The sequence below is a fragment of the Pseudomonas sp. NPDC090592 genome, assembly GCF_044769185.1.
Lineage (GTDB): Bacteria > Pseudomonadota > Gammaproteobacteria > Pseudomonadales > Pseudomonadaceae > Aquipseudomonas.
On record NZ_JBIVXJ010000014.1, the window covers coordinates 155,127 to 171,177 of the forward strand.

The window sequence follows — 16,051 nt, forward strand, 5'->3', positions numbered from 1 at the left end:
TGGCTTGCCGGCGATCACCGGCGTAGCCGGTGCCAAGCACCGCGCTGCCTTCATCGCCGGCAAGCCAGCTCCCACAGGGCTGCGCAGCAGCCCTCGGCCGTTACTTGTAACGGTGGATGTTGGACAGCTGCTTGTTCGGCTGTGGGTTCTTGCGGTAGATCAGGGCTTTTTTGCCGATGGTCTGCACCAGCTCGGCACGGCCGGCCTTGCACAGCTCGGCAATGGTTTCGGCACGTTCTTCGCGGTCTTCCGAGCGAATTTCGACCTTGATCAGCTCATGGTCGACCAGCGCACGTTCCAGTTCGGCGATGACGCCTTCATTCAAACCGTTGCCAGCAACGATCAGGACCGGCTTCAGGTCATGACCAATGGACTTGTATTGCTTCTTCTGCTCGTTATTGAGCGGCATAATCTGACCCTTTCCGTCTGATTCTGTAAAATTGACTGGCATTTTACCCGAGGGCCACCGGCTCCGCCCAGTCAATCACGACGCATATCATCGAGGTGCCCCGTGGTACAACGTTCCAAAAGCAGCGCAAACTGGCTGCGAGAGCATTTCAACGATCCTTTTGTGAAGCAGGCGCAAAAGGATGGCTACCGTTCGCGTGCCAGCTACAAACTGCTGGAGATCCAGGAGAAGGACCGCCTGATCCGCCCCGGCATGAGCGTAATCGACCTTGGTGCGGCCCCGGGTGGCTGGTCGCAGGTGACCAGTCGTCTGATTGGTGGCCAAGGCAGGCTGATCGCTTCCGACATTCTGGAAATGGACTCGATCGCCGATGTGACCTTCATTCAGGGCGATTTCACCCATGACGAAGTGCTGCAGCGCATTCTCGAAGCGGTCGGTGATTCGCACGTAGACCTTGTGATTTCCGACATGGCCCCCAATATGAGTGGTACGCCCGCGGTGGACATACCGCGTGCCATGTTCCTCTGCGAACTGGCCCTCGATCTGGCGACCCGCGTGCTCAAGCCCGGCGGCGACTTCCTGATCAAGATTTTCCAGGGCGAAGGTTTTGACGTGTACCTGAAGGACGTGCGCAGCAAGTTCGACAAGGTGCAGATGCGCAAGCCATCGTCGTCGCGGGACCGTTCCCGTGAGCAGTACCTGCTTGGCAGGGGTTTCAAGGGGGCATGAAAGGCGTGAAGCGGGGGGGCCGATAGTTAATTCCAATCGGCCACTGCGTCAGGATTGTCCGAACTTCGTGTAGTCTAGCTTTCACAAAGGGTTACAGACGGTGCCTGCGGCTGCGTAGGTAATGTAGTAAGTTAGGGCGATGAATATCATGCGAGGCACGGCTGCGTCGTGCGCCGGCCTCAGAGGGTAGCGAATTGAACGACATGGCAAAGAATCTGATCCTGTGGTTGATCATCGCAGCTGTCCTGGTGACAGTGATGAACAACTTCTCCAGCCCTAACGAGCCGCAGACCCTCAACTACTCCGACTTCATCCAGCAGGTCAAGGATGGCAAGGTCGAGCGTGTGACCGTCGACGGCTACATCATTACCGGCAAGCGCGCCGATGGCGACAACTTCAAGACCGTGCGCCCGGCCATTACCGACAATGGCCTGATCGGTGACCTGGTCGACAACCACGTCGTTGTCGAAGGCAAGCAGCCCGAGCAGCAGAGCATCTGGACGCAGTTGCTGGTCGCCAGCTTCCCGATTCTGGTGATCATTGCCGTGTTCATGTTCTTCATGCGCCAGATGCAAGGCGGCGCGGGGGGCAAGGGCGGGCCGATGAGTTTCGGCAAAAGCAAGGCGCGCCTGCTGTCCGAAGACCAGGTCAAGACCACATTGGCCGACGTTGCAGGTTGCGACGAAGCCAAGGAAGAAGTGGGCGAGCTGGTCGAGTTCCTGCGTGACCCGGGCAAGTTCCAGCGCCTGGGTGGTCGCATCCCGCGCGGCGTGCTGATGGTTGGCCCGCCCGGTACCGGTAAGACCCTGCTGGCCAAGGCCATTGCCGGCGAAGCCAAGGTACCGTTCTTCACCATTTCCGGTTCGGACTTCGTGGAAATGTTCGTCGGTGTCGGTGCCAGCCGTGTGCGCGACATGTTCGAGCAGGCCAAGAAGCACGCTCCATGCATCATCTTCATTGACGAGATCGACGCCGTGGGTCGCCATCGTGGCGCTGGCATGGGCGGCGGTCACGACGAGCGCGAGCAAACCCTCAACCAGTTGCTGGTAGAAATGGACGGCTTCGAGATGAACGATGGCATCATCGTCATCGCTGCCACCAACCGCCCGGACGTGCTGGACCCGGCGCTGCTGCGCCCTGGTCGTTTCGACCGCCAGGTGGTGGTCGGCCTGCCGGACATCCGTGGTCGTGAACAGATCCTCAAGGTACACATGCGCAAGGTGCCGGTTGGCGAAAACGTCAACCCGGCGGTAATTGCCCGTGGTACCCCGGGCTTCTCCGGTGCCGACCTGGCCAACCTGGTCAACGAGGCTTCGCTGTTTGCTGCGCGCTCCAACAAGCGCCTGGTCGAAATGAAAGAGTTCGAGCTGGCCAAGGACAAGATCATGATGGGCGCCGAGCGCAAGACCATGGTCATGTCCGAGAAAGAAAAGCGCAACACGGCCTACCATGAAGCGGGCCACGCCATCGTGGGTCGCCTGGTGCCTGAGCACGACCCGGTCTACAAGGTTTCGATCATTCCGCGCGGTCGTGCCCTGGGCGTGACCATGTTCCTGCCGGAAGAAGACCGCTACAGCCTGTCCAAGCGTGCGCTGATCAGCCAGATCTGCTCGCTGTACGGTGGCCGTATCGCCGAAGAGATGACCCTGGGCTTCGATGGTGTCACTACCGGCGCGTCCAACGACATCATGCGTGCCAGCCAGATCGCTCGTAACATGGTCACCAAATGGGGGCTGTCCGAGAAGCTCGGCCCGCTGATGTACGCAGAAGAAGAGGGTGAGGTGTTCCTTGGTCGTAGTGCCGGCAGCCAGCACGCCAGTGTTTCCGGCGAGACTGCCAAGCTGATTGACTCCGAGGTGCGCAGCATCATCGATCAGTGCTATGCCACAGCCAAGCAATTGCTGATCGACAACCGCGACAAGCTCGAAGCGATGACCGAAGCGCTGATGAAGTACGAGACCATCGATTCCGATCAGATCGACGACATCATGGCCGGGCGTACGCCGCGCGAACCGCGTGACTGGGACGATGACAAGGATTCGGGTACGCCTGCGGCCCAGAATGACCGTCCGGAATCGCCAATCGGCGGCCCAGCAGCTCAACACTAAGGGCATCTATGAGCTCAGTGCAGTACCCGACCCGGTTGCCTTGCGGCAACCGGGTTCTTGATTTGTCGCGTACCCATGTCATGGGTATTCTCAATATCACCCCTGATTCCTTCTCCGATGGCGGGCGTTTCAGCCAGCGCGACGAGGCCTTGCGCCATGCCGAGGCGATGGTTGCCGCCGGCGCCACGTTGATCGACATCGGTGGTGAGTCCACGCGCCCCGGTGCGCGGGCGGTATCGGTAACCGAGGAGCTCGAGCGTGTCGCGCCCATGGTCGAGGCCATCAACAGCCGCCTCGACGTGGTCATCTCGGTCGATACCTCTACGCCTGCCGTGATTCGTGAGGCGGCCCGTCTTGGTGCCGGGCTCATCAATGACGTGCGGGCATTGGAGCGCGATGGCGCCCTGGATGCTGCAGCGGATACCGGCCTGCCGGTGTGCCTCATGCACATGCGTGGCGAGCCGGGCAACATGCAGGACGACCCGCATTACGATGATGTGACCGCCGACGTGGCGCGTTATCTTGAGCAGCGTATGGCCGCCTGTGCGGCAGCGGGTATTGAAGCAAACAGAATCATCCTTGACCCGGGCTTTGGCTTTGCCAAGACACTGGCGCACAACCTGAGCCTGTTCAAGCACATGGAAGCGCTCTATCGCCTTGGGCGCCCACTGCTGGTGGGTGTTTCACGAAAGAGCATGATCGGCCTGACGCTGGAACGTCCGGTCGGCGAGCGCTTGTACGGCAGCCTTGCGCTGGCGGCGTTGGCCATGACCAAGGGGGCGAGCATACTTCGTGTCCATGACGTGGCCGAAACTGTCGATGTAGTGCGCATGATTGCTGCGGTGCAAAACGCCGAATAAGAACATTGGAGTCCCTATGAGCAGAAAATACTTTGGTACCGACGGCATTCGTGGCCGCGTCGGCGAATTCCCGATCACGCCTGACTTCATGCTGAAGCTGGGTTGGGCGGCCGGCATGGCTTTCCGCAAGCAAGGCCATTGCCGCGTGCTGGTGGGCAAGGACACGCGTATCTCCGGCTACATGTTCGAGTCCGCACTCGAAGCCGGCCTGGCCGCAGCGGGTGCCGACGTGATGCTGCTGGGGCCCATGCCTACGCCGGCCATTGCCTACCTGACTCGTACTTTCCATGCCCAGGCTGGCATTGTCATCAGTGCCTCGCACAACCCGCACGAAGACAACGGCATCAAGTTTTTCTCGGGCCAGGGCACCAAGCTGCCGGACGAAGTCGAACTGATGATCGAAGAGCTGCTTGACCAGCCGATGACCGTTGTCGACTCGGGCAAGCTGGGCAAGGTTTCGCGCATCAACGATGCTGCCGGCCGCTATATCGAATTCTGCAAGAGCAGTGTGCCCACCGGCACCGGCTTTGAAGGCCTGAAGCTGGTGGTCGACTGCGCCCACGGCGCCACGTACAAGGTTGCGCCGAGCGTGTTCCGCGAGCTGGGTGCCGAGGTGACCGTGCTGCATGCACAGCCGGACGGCCTGAACATCAACGAAGGGTGCGGCTCGACCCACATCGAATCGCTGCAGGCTGCCGTACTGGTAGGTCATGCCGACCTCGGTATTGCCTTCGACGGTGACGGCGATCGCGTGTTGATGGTCGACCACACTGGCGCCATCGTCGATGGTGACGAGTTGCTGTTCATCATTGCCCGGGACCTGCACGACCGCGGCAAGCTGCAAGGCGGTGTAGTGGGTACGCTGATGAGCAACCTGGGCCTGGAGCTGGCACTGAAGGATCTGGATATTCCGTTCGTGCGTGCCAAGGTCGGTGACCGTTACGTCATGGCCGAGCTGCTGGAACGTGAGTGGCTGATCGGTGGTGAAAACTCCGGCCATGTCGTGTGCTGCAACCACACCACCACCGGTGACGCGATCATTGCCGCGCTGCAGGTGCTGATGGCGCTCAAGCGCCGTGGTGAGACCCTGGCGCAGGCGCGCCAGGCCCTGCGCAAGTGCCCGCAGGTACTGATTAACGTGCGCTTCGGCGCGAGCAAGGTCGATCCGCTGGAGCACCCTGCAGTCAGGGAGGCCAGTGCCCGTGTGACCGAGGCTTTGGCCGGTCGCGGGCGTGTGCTGCTGCGCAAGTCGGGTACCGAGCCGCTGGTGCGGGTCATGGTCGAAGGTGAAGACGAAAGCCAGGTGCGTGCCCATGCTGAAGCATTGGCCAAACTGGTCAGCGAAGTTTGTGTCTGAAGGCGCTTGCCAGCGCAGATCTGGTTGGGTAAGATCTGCGCCCACTTTGACCGACGAGGTAAAGCATGCGTCGCCCTATGGTAGCTGGTAACTGGAAGATGCACGGTACCCGCGCTAGCGTCGCTGAGCTGACCAAAGGCTTGAGCAATCTCGCCTTGCCGAGCGGAGTGGAAGTCGCGGTATTTCCACCGGCCCTGTTCATCAATCAAGTGGTTGATGGCCTGGCAGGTAAAGAAATTACTGTTGGCGCACAGAATTCTGCTGTACAACCCGAACAGGGTGCGTTGACCGGGGAAGTTGCTCCGGAGCAGCTGGTCGAAGCAGGTTGCAAGTTGGTGTTGGTTGGTCATTCGGAGCGTCGCCAGATCATTGGCGAAACCGACGAAGTGCTCAATCGCAAATTTGCAGCTGCCCAGGCCAAAGGTTTGAAGCCAGTGCTTTGTATCGGGGAAACCCTTGAAGAGCGCGAGGCTGGCAAGACGCTCGAAGTTGTCGGGCGTCAACTAAGCAGTATCATCGAGGCATTCGGTGTTAAGGCTTTTGCCAATGCAGTAATTGCCTATGAGCCTGTATGGGCCATTGGCACCGGCCTCACGGCCACGCCACAGCAGGCCCAGGATGTGCACGCCGCCATCCGCAGCCAGCTGGCGGCAGAAGATGCTGAAGTAGCTGCGAAGGTGCAGTTGCTCTACGGCGGCAGCGTGAAGGCGGCCAATGCGGCCGAACTGTTCGGCATGCCGGATATCGATGGGGGGCTCATTGGTGGGGCTTCCCTGAACGCAGACGAATTCGGTGCAATTTGTCGCGCCGCAGGAAACTGAACAAATGCTGGAAACAGTCATCGTTGTTTTTCATCTGTTGGCAGCGCTGTCGCTTGTAGTGCTGGTTCTGTTGCAACAGGGTAAGGGTGCGGAAGCAGGTGCATCTTTCGGCGCGGGTGCTTCAAATACCGTGTTCGGGAGCCAGGGTTCTGCAACGTTCCTAAGTAAATTAACTGCTATACTCGCTGCCACTTTCTTTTTGACAGCACTTGGGTTAGGATACTTCGCGAAGCAACAAGCTCACCAGCTTAGCCAAGCAGGTCTTCCAGATCCAGCGGTGCTAGAAGTGAAAGAGCCGCAGAAACCGGCAGTTAATGATGATGTACCGGTGCTCCAGCAGCAGAAGAGCGAAACCACCACTAACACTGGTGATGTACCTCCTCCGGCAGAAGAGCAGAAGTAACGGGTTTCAAGAAGTAGTATTGCCGAGGTGGTGGAATTGGTAGACACGCAACCTTGAGGTGGTTGTGCCCATAGGGTGTAGGGGTTCGAGTCCCCTTCTCGGTACCAATTGAAGCATGAGAGCCCGCTTTAGCGGGCTTTCTTGCAGGTGAAGGTTCGGATTTGACCCTAGATAGGGTTCGGTCTTATACTTTCGCCCCAGCTTTGTCGCGGGGTGGAGCAGCTTGGTAGCTCGTCGGGCTCATAACCCGAAGGTCGTTGGTTCAAATCCAGCCCCCGCAACCAGCTTCAGCGGAGCCCCTTTTCAGGGGCTTTTTGCTAACCGAACAGTATTCGGCGTCGTTGTCCAACGGCGCTTTCAGGGATGGGCGCTTCGCCCATTTTTTATTTGCACAGCATGCACGAGGGGGTTCAGGTGTCGAGCAAGCTAGAACAGTTGCAGGCCTTGTTGGCCCCGGTTGTCGAGGGTCTGGGCTATCAGTGCTGGGGGATCGAGTTCGTTTCCCAGGGTAAGCATTCGGTACTGCGCATCTACATCGACAAGGAAGACGGCATTCTGGTGGACGACTGCGAAGCGGTCAGCCGTCAGGCCAGCGCCATTCTCGATGTGGAAGATCCAATCAGCAGTGAGTACACCCTCGAGGTGTCTTCTCCAGGCATGGATCGCCCACTGTTCACTCTGGAACAGTTTGCCTCGCATGCCGGCGAACAAGTGAAGATCAAGCTGCGCTCACCCTTCGAGGGTCGTCGTAACTTCCAGGGCCTTCTCCGCGGTGTGGAGGAGCAGGACGTGGTGGTCCAGGTGGACAACCAGGAATTCCTTCTGCCGATCGACTCGATCGACAAGGCCAATATTATTCCCAGTTTTGACTGAGACGTGCCGGGCCCGGCGGACTATCCGGGCCCAATGGCTTGCGCAAGGCGAGGCGTACGATGAGCAAAGAAGTACTGCTGGTTGTTGAATCGGTATCCAACGAAAAAGGTGTACCGCCCGGCGTCATTTTCGAAGCGCTGGAAGTGGCCCTGGCCACTGCGACCAAAAAACGTTTTGAAGACGAAGTCGATCTGCGTGTGGAAATCAACCGCCACACCGGTAGCTACGAGACATTCCGTCGCTGGACCGTGGTCGACGAAGCCGATCTTGATGATCCGGCAATCGAGACCTGGCTGGACAAGATCAAGGACACCCACCCTGAAGCCAAGGTTGGTGACGTGATCGAAGAGAAGATCGAGTCCATTGAATTCGGTCGTATCGCCGCCCAGACCGCCAAGCAGGTCATCGTGCAGAAGGTCCGTGAGGCCGAACGTGCCCAGGTGGTCGATGCCTACCGTGAGCGTGTCGGCGAGATCATTTCCGGTACCGTCAAAAAGGTTACCCGCGACAACGTCATCGTTGACCTGGGCAACAACGCCGAGGCCTTGCTGGCTCGCGAAGACATCATTGCGCGTGAAACCTTCCGTGTCGGCGTGCGCCTGCGTGCGCTGCTCAAGGAAATTCGCACTGAAAACCGTGGCCCACAGCTGATCCTGTCGCGCACCGCGCCGCAGATGCTGATCGAGCTTTTCCGCATTGAAGTGCCGGAAATTGCCGAGGGCCTCATCGAAGTCATGGCTGCTTCCCGTGATCCGGGTTCGCGAGCCAAGATCGCCGTCCGCTCCAAGGACAAGCGTATCGACCCGCAAGGCGCCTGTATCGGCATGCGTGGTTCGCGCGTCCAGGCCGTATCCGGGGAGCTGGGTGGTGAGCGTGTGGATATCGTCCTGTGGGACGATAACCCGGCGCAGTTCGTTATCAACGCCATGTCGCCGGCTGAAGTCGCGGCGATCATCGTTGATGAAGATGCCCATGCCATGGACATCGCCGTCGCCGAGGACAACCTGGCCCAGGCCATTGGCCGTGGCGGTCAGAACGTTCGCCTGGCCAGTCAGCTGACTGGCTGGACCCTGAACGTGATGACCGAGAAGGACATCCAGGCCAAGCAACAGGCCGAAACCGGTGACATCCTGCGCAATTTCATCGAAGAACTGGAAGTCGACGAGGAGCTGGCCCAAGTGCTGGTCGACGAAGGCTTCACCAGCCTTGAAGAAATTGCCTACGTACCGTTGGAAGAAATGCTCAACATCGATGGCTTTGACGAAGATATCGTCAATGAGCTCCGCGCTCGAGCCAAGGACCGTTTGTTGACCAAGGCCATCGCTACCGAAGAAAAACTGGCAGACGCCCACCCGGCCGAAGACCTGCTCTCCCTTGAGGGCATGGACAAGGACCTGGCGGCTGAACTGGCGGTGCGCGGCGTGGTTAACCGCGAAGACCTGGCCGAGCAGTCGATCGACGATCTGCTCGACATCGACGGCATCGACGAAGAGCGTGCCGGCAAGTTGATCATGGCCGCCCGAGCCCACTGGTTCGAGTAATTAGGCGCGGCCTGAGGAGAGAAGTGCATGACGCAAGTCACGGTGAAAGAACTGGCCCAAGAGGTCGAGGCACCGGTAGAGCGCCTGCTGCAGCAGATGCGTGAGGCAGGTCTGCCGCACACCGACGCCGGTCAGGTAGTGACCGACAATGAGAAGCAGACCCTGCTGACTCATTTGAAAAGCAGCCACAAGAGCAAGGCGGAAGAGCCGCGCAAGATTACCTTGCAGCGCAAAACCACCAGCACCCTTCGTGTCGCCGGTAGCAAAAGCATCAGCGTAGAAGTACGCAAGAAGAAAGTATTCGTGCAGCGCAGCCCGGAAGAGATCCAGGCTGAGCAGAAGCGTGAACTGGATGAGCGCCGCGCGGCTGAAAACGCTGCTCGCGACAAGGTTGACGCCGAAGTTCGCCAGCGCAACGAAGAGCAGGCTCGCCGTCAGGCCGCCGAAGCGCCTGCAGCCGCCCCGGCGCCTGCAGCCAAGCCAGAGCCGGCACCAGCCGCTGCTCCAGCCCCGGTAGTCGCCGACGCACCTGCGTCCGAAGACGCCGCAGCCCGCGCTGCCGAGCGTAAGAAGGACGAGACCCGTCGCAACGAAAGCCGCACCCGCGATGACGACCGTCGTCGTGGCGAGGCTCCGCGTGTGTCGATCAAGGTCAAGGTCAAGGAGAAGGAAAAGGCGCCGACTCCACGTGCCGCTCCACGCACCACCGACGAAGAGAGCGATGGCGCTCGTCGTGGCCGTGGTGGCAAGAGCAAGCTGAAGAAGCGCAACCAGCACGGCTTCCAGAACCCGACCGGCCCCGTCATCCGTGACGTGACCATCGGCGAGACCATCACGGTCTCGGAACTGGCCAACCAGATGTCCGTCAAGGGCGCTGAAGTGGTCAAGTTCATGTTCAAGATGGGCACTCCGGTTACCATCAACCAGGTACTTGACCAGGAAACCGCTCAGCTGATCGCAGAAGAGCTGGGCCACAAGGTCACCCTGGTCAGCGATACCGCACTGGAAGACTCCCTGGCCGAATCGCTGAAGTTCGAAGGCCAGACCGAGTCGCGTGCGCCGGTCGTTACCGTCATGGGTCACGTTGACCATGGTAAGACCTCGCTGCTCGACTACATCCGTCGTGCCAAGGTTGCCGCTGGCGAAGCCGGTGGTATCACCCAGCACATCGGTGCTTACCACGTGGAAACCGATCGCGGTATGGTCACCTTCCTCGATACCCCGGGCCACGCTGCGTTCACTCAGATGCGTGCACGTGGTGCCAAGGCGACCGACATCGTCATCCTGGTGGTGGCAGCGGACGACGGCGTGATGCCGCAAACCCGCGAAGCCGTTCAGCATGCCAAGGCAGCTGGCGTTCCGCTGGTGGTTGCAGTCAACAAGATCGACAAGCCGGGTGCCGACCTCGATCGCATCCGTAACGAGTTGGCCGTCGAAGGCGTTACCTCCGAGGATTGGGGTGGTGACACGCCGTTCGTCAAGGTATCGGCCAAGATGGGTACCGGCGTCGACGAACTGCTCGAAGCCGTCCTGCTGCAGGCCGAGATCCTCGAACTGACTGCAACCCCGACCGCTCCAGGTCGTGGTGTGGTTGTCGAATCGCGCCTGGACAAGGGCCGTGGCCCAGTGGCAACCATCCTGGTTCAGGACGGTACCCTGCGTCAGGGCGACATGGTCCTGTGCGGTTCCAACTATGGCCGCGTGCGTGCCATGCTCGACGAGAACGGCAAGCCTGTGAAGGAAGCCGGCCCGTCGATCCCGGTCGAAATCCTCGGCCTGGATGGTACCCCGGAAGCCGGTGACGAGCTGTCCGTGGTTGCCGACGAGAAGAAGGCACGTGAAGTTGCCCTGTTCCGTCAAGGCAAGTACCGCGAGGTCAAGCTGGCCCGTGCTCACGCCGGCAAGCTGGAAAACATCTTCGAGACCATGGGTCAGGAAGAGAAGAAGACCCTCAACATCGTCCTCAAGACCGACGTGCGTGGTTCCCTGGAAGCACTGCAGGGCTCGCTCGGCGGTCTGGGTAACGACGAAGTTCAGGTACGCGTGATTGGTGGCGGCGTTGGTGGTATCACCGAAAGCGATGCCAACCTGGCGCTGGCTTCGAATGCAGTACTGTTCGGCTTCAACGTGCGTGCCGATGCCGGCGCGCGCAAGATCGTCGAGCAGGAAGGTCTGGATATGCGTTACTACAACGTGATCTACGACATCATCGAAGACGTCAAGAAGGCCCTGACCGGCATGCTCGGCAGCGATGTTCGCGAGAACATCCTGGGTGTCGCCGAAGTGCGTGACGTGTTCCGTTCGCCGAAGTTCGGCGCCATCGCTGGCTGTATGGTCATCGAAGGTACCGTGTACCGCAACCGTCCGATCCGCGTTCTGCGCGAAGACGTGGTTATCTTCGAAGGCGAGCTGGAATCGCTGCGTCGCTTCAAGGACGACGCCTCCGAAGTGCGTAACGGCATGGAGTGCGGTATTGGCGTCAAGAGCTACAACGACGTCAAGGTCGGCGACAAGATCGAAGTCTTCGAGAAAGTCCAGGTTGCTCGTACCCTTTAAGGGTGAGCTGGCTGCAAACCGCTGCTCTACGCGGCGGTTTTCAGCACCTCTTCAGGTAGCGCCCGGTCAGGCATTGGTCTGACCGGGCGTTTGCCGCTTTAAGTTACAGGTAGCAAGAATGGCCAAAGAATATAGCCGTACCCAACGTATTGGCGATCAGATGCAGCGCGAGCTGGCCGAGCTGATTCGTCGCGAAGTCAAGGACCCGCGTGTCGGCCTGGTGACCATCACTGCCGTGGACGTCAGTCGCGACCTGGGCCACGCCAAGGTGTTCATCACCGTCATGGGCGAAGAAACCCCGGATGCCGTGCAGCAGTCGCTCAAGGCGCTGAACAGCGCTGCCAGCTTCCTGCGTTTGCACCTGGGCCGCTCGATGCAACTGCGTAGCGTGCCGCAGCTGCACTTCCACTTCGATGAAAGCGTCAGCCGCGGTGTGCACCTGTCGGCGCTGATCGAGCGTGCAGTGGCCGAAGACCGCCTGCACAAGGATGCCGACAAGACGGACGCCGAGGAGTAATCGGTGGCCCAGGTCAAACGTATCCGCCGCAACGTCAGCGGCATCATCCTGCTCGACAAGCCGCTGGGCTTTACCTCCAACGCCGCACTGCAAAAGGTGCGCTGGTTGCTCAATGCTGAAAAGGCCGGCCACACCGGCAGCCTCGACCCGTTGGCAACTGGCGTGCTGCCATTGTGCTTCGGCGAAGCGACCAAGTTTTCGCAGTACCTGCTCGATTCCGACAAGGGCTACGAAACCGTCATGCAGATGGGGCAGACTACCAACACCGGCGATGCCGAAGGTGAAGTGCTGCAGACCCGCGATGTGACCGTTGGTCGCGCCGACATCGAAGCGCTGCTGCCACGTTTTCGTGGCCCGATCAGCCAGATACCGCCGATGTACTCGGCGCTCAAGCGTGACGGCCAGCCGCTTTACAAACTGGCGCGTGCAGGAGAGGTAGTGGAGCGCGAGGCGCGTTCTGTTACTATTAACCGCTTGGAGTTGCTCGAGTGTGAAGGCACCCGTGCACGGCTGAGCGTAGGATGCAGCAAAGGCACCTATATCCGCACCCTGGTGGAGGATATCGGCGAGGCCCTTGGCTGCGGTGCCTATGTCGCCGAACTGCGCAGGACCCAGGCCGGCCCCTTTGCGCTGGCACAGACGGTTACCCTCGAGGAACTTGAGCAAGCTCACGCCGAAGGTGGCAATGAAGCGCTTGATCGCTTCCTGATGCCATCGGACAGCGGTTTGCAGGACTGGCCCATGGTCAGCCTGTCCGAACACAGTGCGTTCTACTGGCTGCATGGTCAGGCGGTACGTGCGCCGGACGCGCCACAATTTGGCATGGTCCGGGTACAGGATCACAATGCACGCTTCATCGGTATCGGTGAAGTGAGCGAAGACGGGCGCATTGCGCCACGTCGGCTGATTCGGTCGGAATGACCGAAACCGCAGGGTAAGGCTTTGGCCGAGCCCTACGGGAACAAGGGTGGCTGTCAGTAGGCACGGTCACACCTTTTTTATTAATACAGGGATTTGTCCCTGGCCTATTGGACCCCGCTAGCGGGATCCGTTATCAGGAGAAGCCAAATGGCCCTCAGCGTTGAAGAAAAAGCTCAAATCGTTACCGACTTCCAGCAAGCTGCTGGCGACACTGGTAGCCCGGAAGTTCAGGTTGCTCTGCTGACCGCGAACATCAACAAGCTGCAAGGCCACTTCAAGGCCAACGGTAAAGACCACCACTCGCGTCGTGGCCTGATCCGCATGGTTAACCAGCGTCGTAAGCTGCTGGACTACCTGAAGGGCAAAGACACCACTCGTTACAGCGCCCTGATCGGTCGCCTGGGCCTGCGTCGCTAATAGCGGCCTGGTCAGTGGTGTGCATGGCGTGTCTCATGCATTGGCAGCGCTGCCTGGCAGCGTTGTCTATGGGCATGCCATGCGTATCTCCGAGGTTGGCAGCCTGGTGAAGTCGAGCGGTTTTCCGCTCTTCAGCCAGGCTCCCAGCCTCGTGTTGTATCTGGACGGTCAATGGGGCCGATTCCCCGTTCTGCCCAAGAATTCGCAAGAAACCAGTTCCCCCAAGAGCCACTGAAAAAGGTAGGAAACCGTGAACCCGGTAATCAAGACTTTCCAGTTCGGTCAATCGACCGTTACTCTCGAAACGGGCCGTATTGCCCGTCAGGCAACCGGCGCAGTGCTGGTTACCGTCGATAACGATGTCACCGTGCTGGTGACCGTGGTCGGCGCCAAGCATGCAGACCCAAGCAAAGGCTTCTTCCCTCTTTCTGTTCATTATCAGGAAAAGACCTACGCTGCCGGTAAGATCCCTGGTGGTTTCTTCAAGCGTGAAGGCCGTCCTTCCGAGAAAGAGACCCTGACTTCGCGTCTGATCGACCGTCCGATCCGTCCGCTGTTCCCGGAAGGCTTCATGAACGAAGTGCAGGTTGTCTGCACCGTGGTTTCCACCAGCAAGAAGACCGACCCGGACATCGCTGCGATGATCGGTACCTCGGCTGCCCTGGCCATTTCCGGTATTCCGTTCGAAGGCCCGATCGGCGCCGCCCGCGTTGCCTTCCACGAAAGCACCGGCTACCTGCTGAACCCGACTTACGAGCAACTGGCCGCTTCGAGCCTGGACATGGTCGTTGCCGGTACCTCGGACGCTGTGCTGATGGTTGAATCGGAAGCTCAAGAGCTGACCGAAGACCAGATGCTGGGCGCCGTACTGTTCGCCCATGACGAATTCCAGGCTGTTATCCAGGCTGTCAAAGAGCTGGCTGCTGAAGCTGGCAAGCCAACCTGGGACTGGAAACCGGCTGTTGCCAACACTGAGCTGTTCAACGCCATCCGCGCCGAATTCGGCGAAGGCGTTTCGCAGGGCTACACCATCACCGTCAAGGCTGACCGCTATGCGCGCCTGGGCGAGCTGCGCGATCAGGCGATCGCCAAGTTCTCCGGTGAAGAAGGCCAGCCATCGGCTTCCGAAGTGAAAGAAATCTTCGGCGAAATCGAATACCGCACCGTTCGCGAAAACATCGTCAACGGCAAGCCACGTATCGACGGCCGTGACACCAAGACTGTTCGTCCGCTGAACATCGAAGTGGGTGTTCTGCCGAAGACCCACGGTTCGGCACTGTTCACCCGTGGCGAAACCCAGGCACTGGTCGTTGCGACCCTGGGTACTGCCCGTGACGCACAGCTGCTGGATACCCTCGAAGGCGAGAAGAAAGACCCCTTCATGCTGCACTACAACTTCCCACCGTTCTCGGTAGGTGAGTGTGGTCGCATGGGTGGTGCTGGCCGTCGTGAAATCGGTCACGGCCGACTGGCCCGCCGTTCGGTCCAGGCCATGCTGCCTGCTGCTGACGTGTTCCCGTACACCATCCGCGTGGTTTCGGAAATCACCGAATCCAACGGCTCCAGCTCCATGGCTTCGGTCTGCGGTGCTTCCCTGGCCCTGATGGATGCCGGTGTGCCAATGAAGGCGCCGGTTGCCGGTATCGCCATGGGCCTGGTCAAGGAAGGCGAGAAGTTCGCCGTTCTGACCGACATCCTGGGTGATGAAGACCACCTGGGCGACATGGACTTCAAGGTAGCCGGTACCGCCAAAGGCGTCACTGCGCTGCAGATGGACATCAAGATCAACGGCATCACCGAAGAGATCATGGAAATCGCCCTGGGCCAAGCCCTGGAAGCGCGCCTGAACATCCTCGGCCAGATGAACCAGATCATTGGTCAGTCGCGTACCGAGCTGTCGGCCAACGCCCCAACCATGATCGCGATGAAGATCGACACCGACAAGATCCGTGACGTCATCGGTAAAGGCGGCGCCACCATTCGCGCCATCTGCGAAGAGACCAAAGCTTCGATCGATATCGAAGACGATGGCTCGATCAAGATCTTCGGCGAAACCAAGGAAGCGGCAGATGCTGCCAAGCAGCGCATCCTGGGCATCACTGCCGAGGCCGAGATCGGCAAGATCTACGTCGGCAAGGTTGAGCGCATCGTCGACTTCGGCGCCTTCGTCAACATCCTGCCTGGCAAGGACGGCCTGGTGCACATCTCCATGCTGAGCGATGCTCGCGTCGAGAAAGTCACCGACATCCTGAAAGAAGGCCAGGAAGTTGAAGTACTGGTACTGGACGTGGACAACCGCGGCCGTATCAAGCTGTCGATCAAGGACGTTGCCGCGGCCAAGGCCTCGGGCGTGTAAGCGATTGCATCGCAACAGGAAAAGGGCCCTTCGGGGTAATACCAGTCAGTTAAGACTGACGCTTTGAGCTTTAGCCCGTAGGCCGCACAATCCGATGCTTGGAAACGAGCATCGGATTTTTTATGCGCCTAGCAAAAGCACTGTCCCTCACTCACGAAATGGCATCCAGGCCAAATGCCCTTG

At 59.7% G+C, this 16,051-nt stretch carries 14 protein-coding genes and 2 tRNA genes; 15 read left to right on the plus strand and 1 reads right to left on the minus strand.

Features of this window, described 5'->3' with window-relative positions; translation table 11 throughout:
• Positions 1 to 100 precede the first annotated feature (100 nt).
• The gene (gene yhbY / locus ACIQUI_RS15100) at positions 101 to 409 is read right to left on the minus strand and encodes a ribosome assembly RNA-binding protein YhbY (protein ID WP_003249945.1); all 309 of its coding nucleotides are present in this window, start codon (positions 407 to 409) and stop codon (positions 101 to 103) included.
• Between the two features lie 102 nt (positions 410 to 511).
• On the opposite strand from yhbY, the gene rlmE reads away from it, so the two are divergent.
• The 15 genes from rlmE (at position 512) to pnp (ending at position 15,868) form a co-directional block, all read left to right on the plus strand.
• On the plus strand, positions 512 to 1,138 hold the full coding sequence (rlmE, locus tag ACIQUI_RS15105; protein ID WP_012274251.1) for a 23S rRNA (uridine(2552)-2'-O)-methyltransferase RlmE: 627 nt from the start codon (positions 512 to 514) through the stop codon (positions 1,136 to 1,138).
• Positions 1,139 to 1,341: 203 nt separating this feature from the next.
• Entirely contained in the window at positions 1,342 to 3,246 is a 1,905-nt protein-coding gene (gene ftsH, locus ACIQUI_RS15110; RefSeq protein WP_403199874.1) for an ATP-dependent zinc metalloprotease FtsH, read from the plus strand.
• 8 nt (positions 3,247 to 3,254) lie between these two features.
• Positions 3,255 to 4,106 (plus strand): dihydropteroate synthase, encoded by an 852-nt coding sequence (gene folP, locus ACIQUI_RS15115; protein ID WP_403199877.1) that lies wholly within the window; start codon positions 3,255 to 3,257, stop codon positions 4,104 to 4,106.
• 16 nt (positions 4,107 to 4,122) lie between these two features.
• Complete coding sequence (gene glmM / locus ACIQUI_RS15120; RefSeq protein WP_403199879.1) at positions 4,123 to 5,463, plus strand: phosphoglucosamine mutase; 1,341 nt, start codon at positions 4,123 to 4,125, stop codon at positions 5,461 to 5,463.
• A gap of 65 nt (positions 5,464 to 5,528) precedes the next feature.
• Positions 5,529 to 6,284, plus strand: a complete 756-nt coding sequence (gene tpiA, locus ACIQUI_RS15125; protein WP_403199881.1) for a triose-phosphate isomerase — start codon at positions 5,529 to 5,531, stop codon at positions 6,282 to 6,284.
• 4 nt (positions 6,285 to 6,288) lie between these two features.
• Positions 6,289 to 6,687, plus strand: coding sequence for a preprotein translocase subunit SecG (gene secG / locus ACIQUI_RS15130; protein WP_391135231.1), 399 nt, complete (start codon positions 6,289 to 6,291; stop codon positions 6,685 to 6,687).
• Between the two features lie 21 nt (positions 6,688 to 6,708).
• Positions 6,709 to 6,794, plus strand: a tRNA-Leu gene (locus ACIQUI_RS15135).
• Positions 6,795 to 6,894: 100 nt separating this feature from the next.
• A tRNA-Met gene (locus ACIQUI_RS15140) sits at positions 6,895 to 6,971 on the plus strand.
• Positions 6,972 to 7,101: 130 nt separating this feature from the next.
• Positions 7,102 to 7,560 (plus strand): ribosome maturation factor RimP, encoded by a 459-nt coding sequence (gene rimP, locus ACIQUI_RS15145; protein ID WP_060509592.1) that lies wholly within the window; start codon positions 7,102 to 7,104, stop codon positions 7,558 to 7,560.
• A gap of 59 nt (positions 7,561 to 7,619) precedes the next feature.
• A complete protein-coding gene (nusA, locus tag ACIQUI_RS15150; protein WP_403199884.1) occupies positions 7,620 to 9,101 on the plus strand; it encodes a transcription termination factor NusA in 1,482 nt (493 codons plus the stop codon).
• 27 nt (positions 9,102 to 9,128) lie between these two features.
• Positions 9,129 to 11,657, plus strand: coding sequence for a translation initiation factor IF-2 (gene infB / locus ACIQUI_RS15155; RefSeq protein ID WP_403199887.1), 2,529 nt, complete (start codon positions 9,129 to 9,131; stop codon positions 11,655 to 11,657).
• A 118-nt stretch (positions 11,658 to 11,775) separates the two neighbouring features.
• Positions 11,776 to 12,174 (plus strand): 30S ribosome-binding factor RbfA, encoded by a 399-nt coding sequence (rbfA, locus tag ACIQUI_RS15160; protein ID WP_391135221.1) that lies wholly within the window; start codon positions 11,776 to 11,778, stop codon positions 12,172 to 12,174.
• Between the two features lie 3 nt (positions 12,175 to 12,177).
• Positions 12,178 to 13,095, plus strand: coding sequence for a tRNA pseudouridine(55) synthase TruB (gene truB / locus ACIQUI_RS15165; RefSeq protein ID WP_391135218.1), 918 nt, complete (start codon positions 12,178 to 12,180; stop codon positions 13,093 to 13,095).
• Between the two features lie 147 nt (positions 13,096 to 13,242).
• The gene (rpsO, locus tag ACIQUI_RS15170; protein WP_012274241.1) at positions 13,243 to 13,512 is read left to right on the plus strand and encodes a 30S ribosomal protein S15; all 270 of its coding nucleotides are present in this window, start codon (positions 13,243 to 13,245) and stop codon (positions 13,510 to 13,512) included.
• A 250-nt stretch (positions 13,513 to 13,762) separates the two neighbouring features.
• Positions 13,763 to 15,868 (plus strand): polyribonucleotide nucleotidyltransferase, encoded by a 2,106-nt coding sequence (gene pnp / locus ACIQUI_RS15175; protein ID WP_391135215.1) that lies wholly within the window; start codon positions 13,763 to 13,765, stop codon positions 15,866 to 15,868.
• Positions 15,869 to 16,051: the final 183 nt, after the last annotated feature.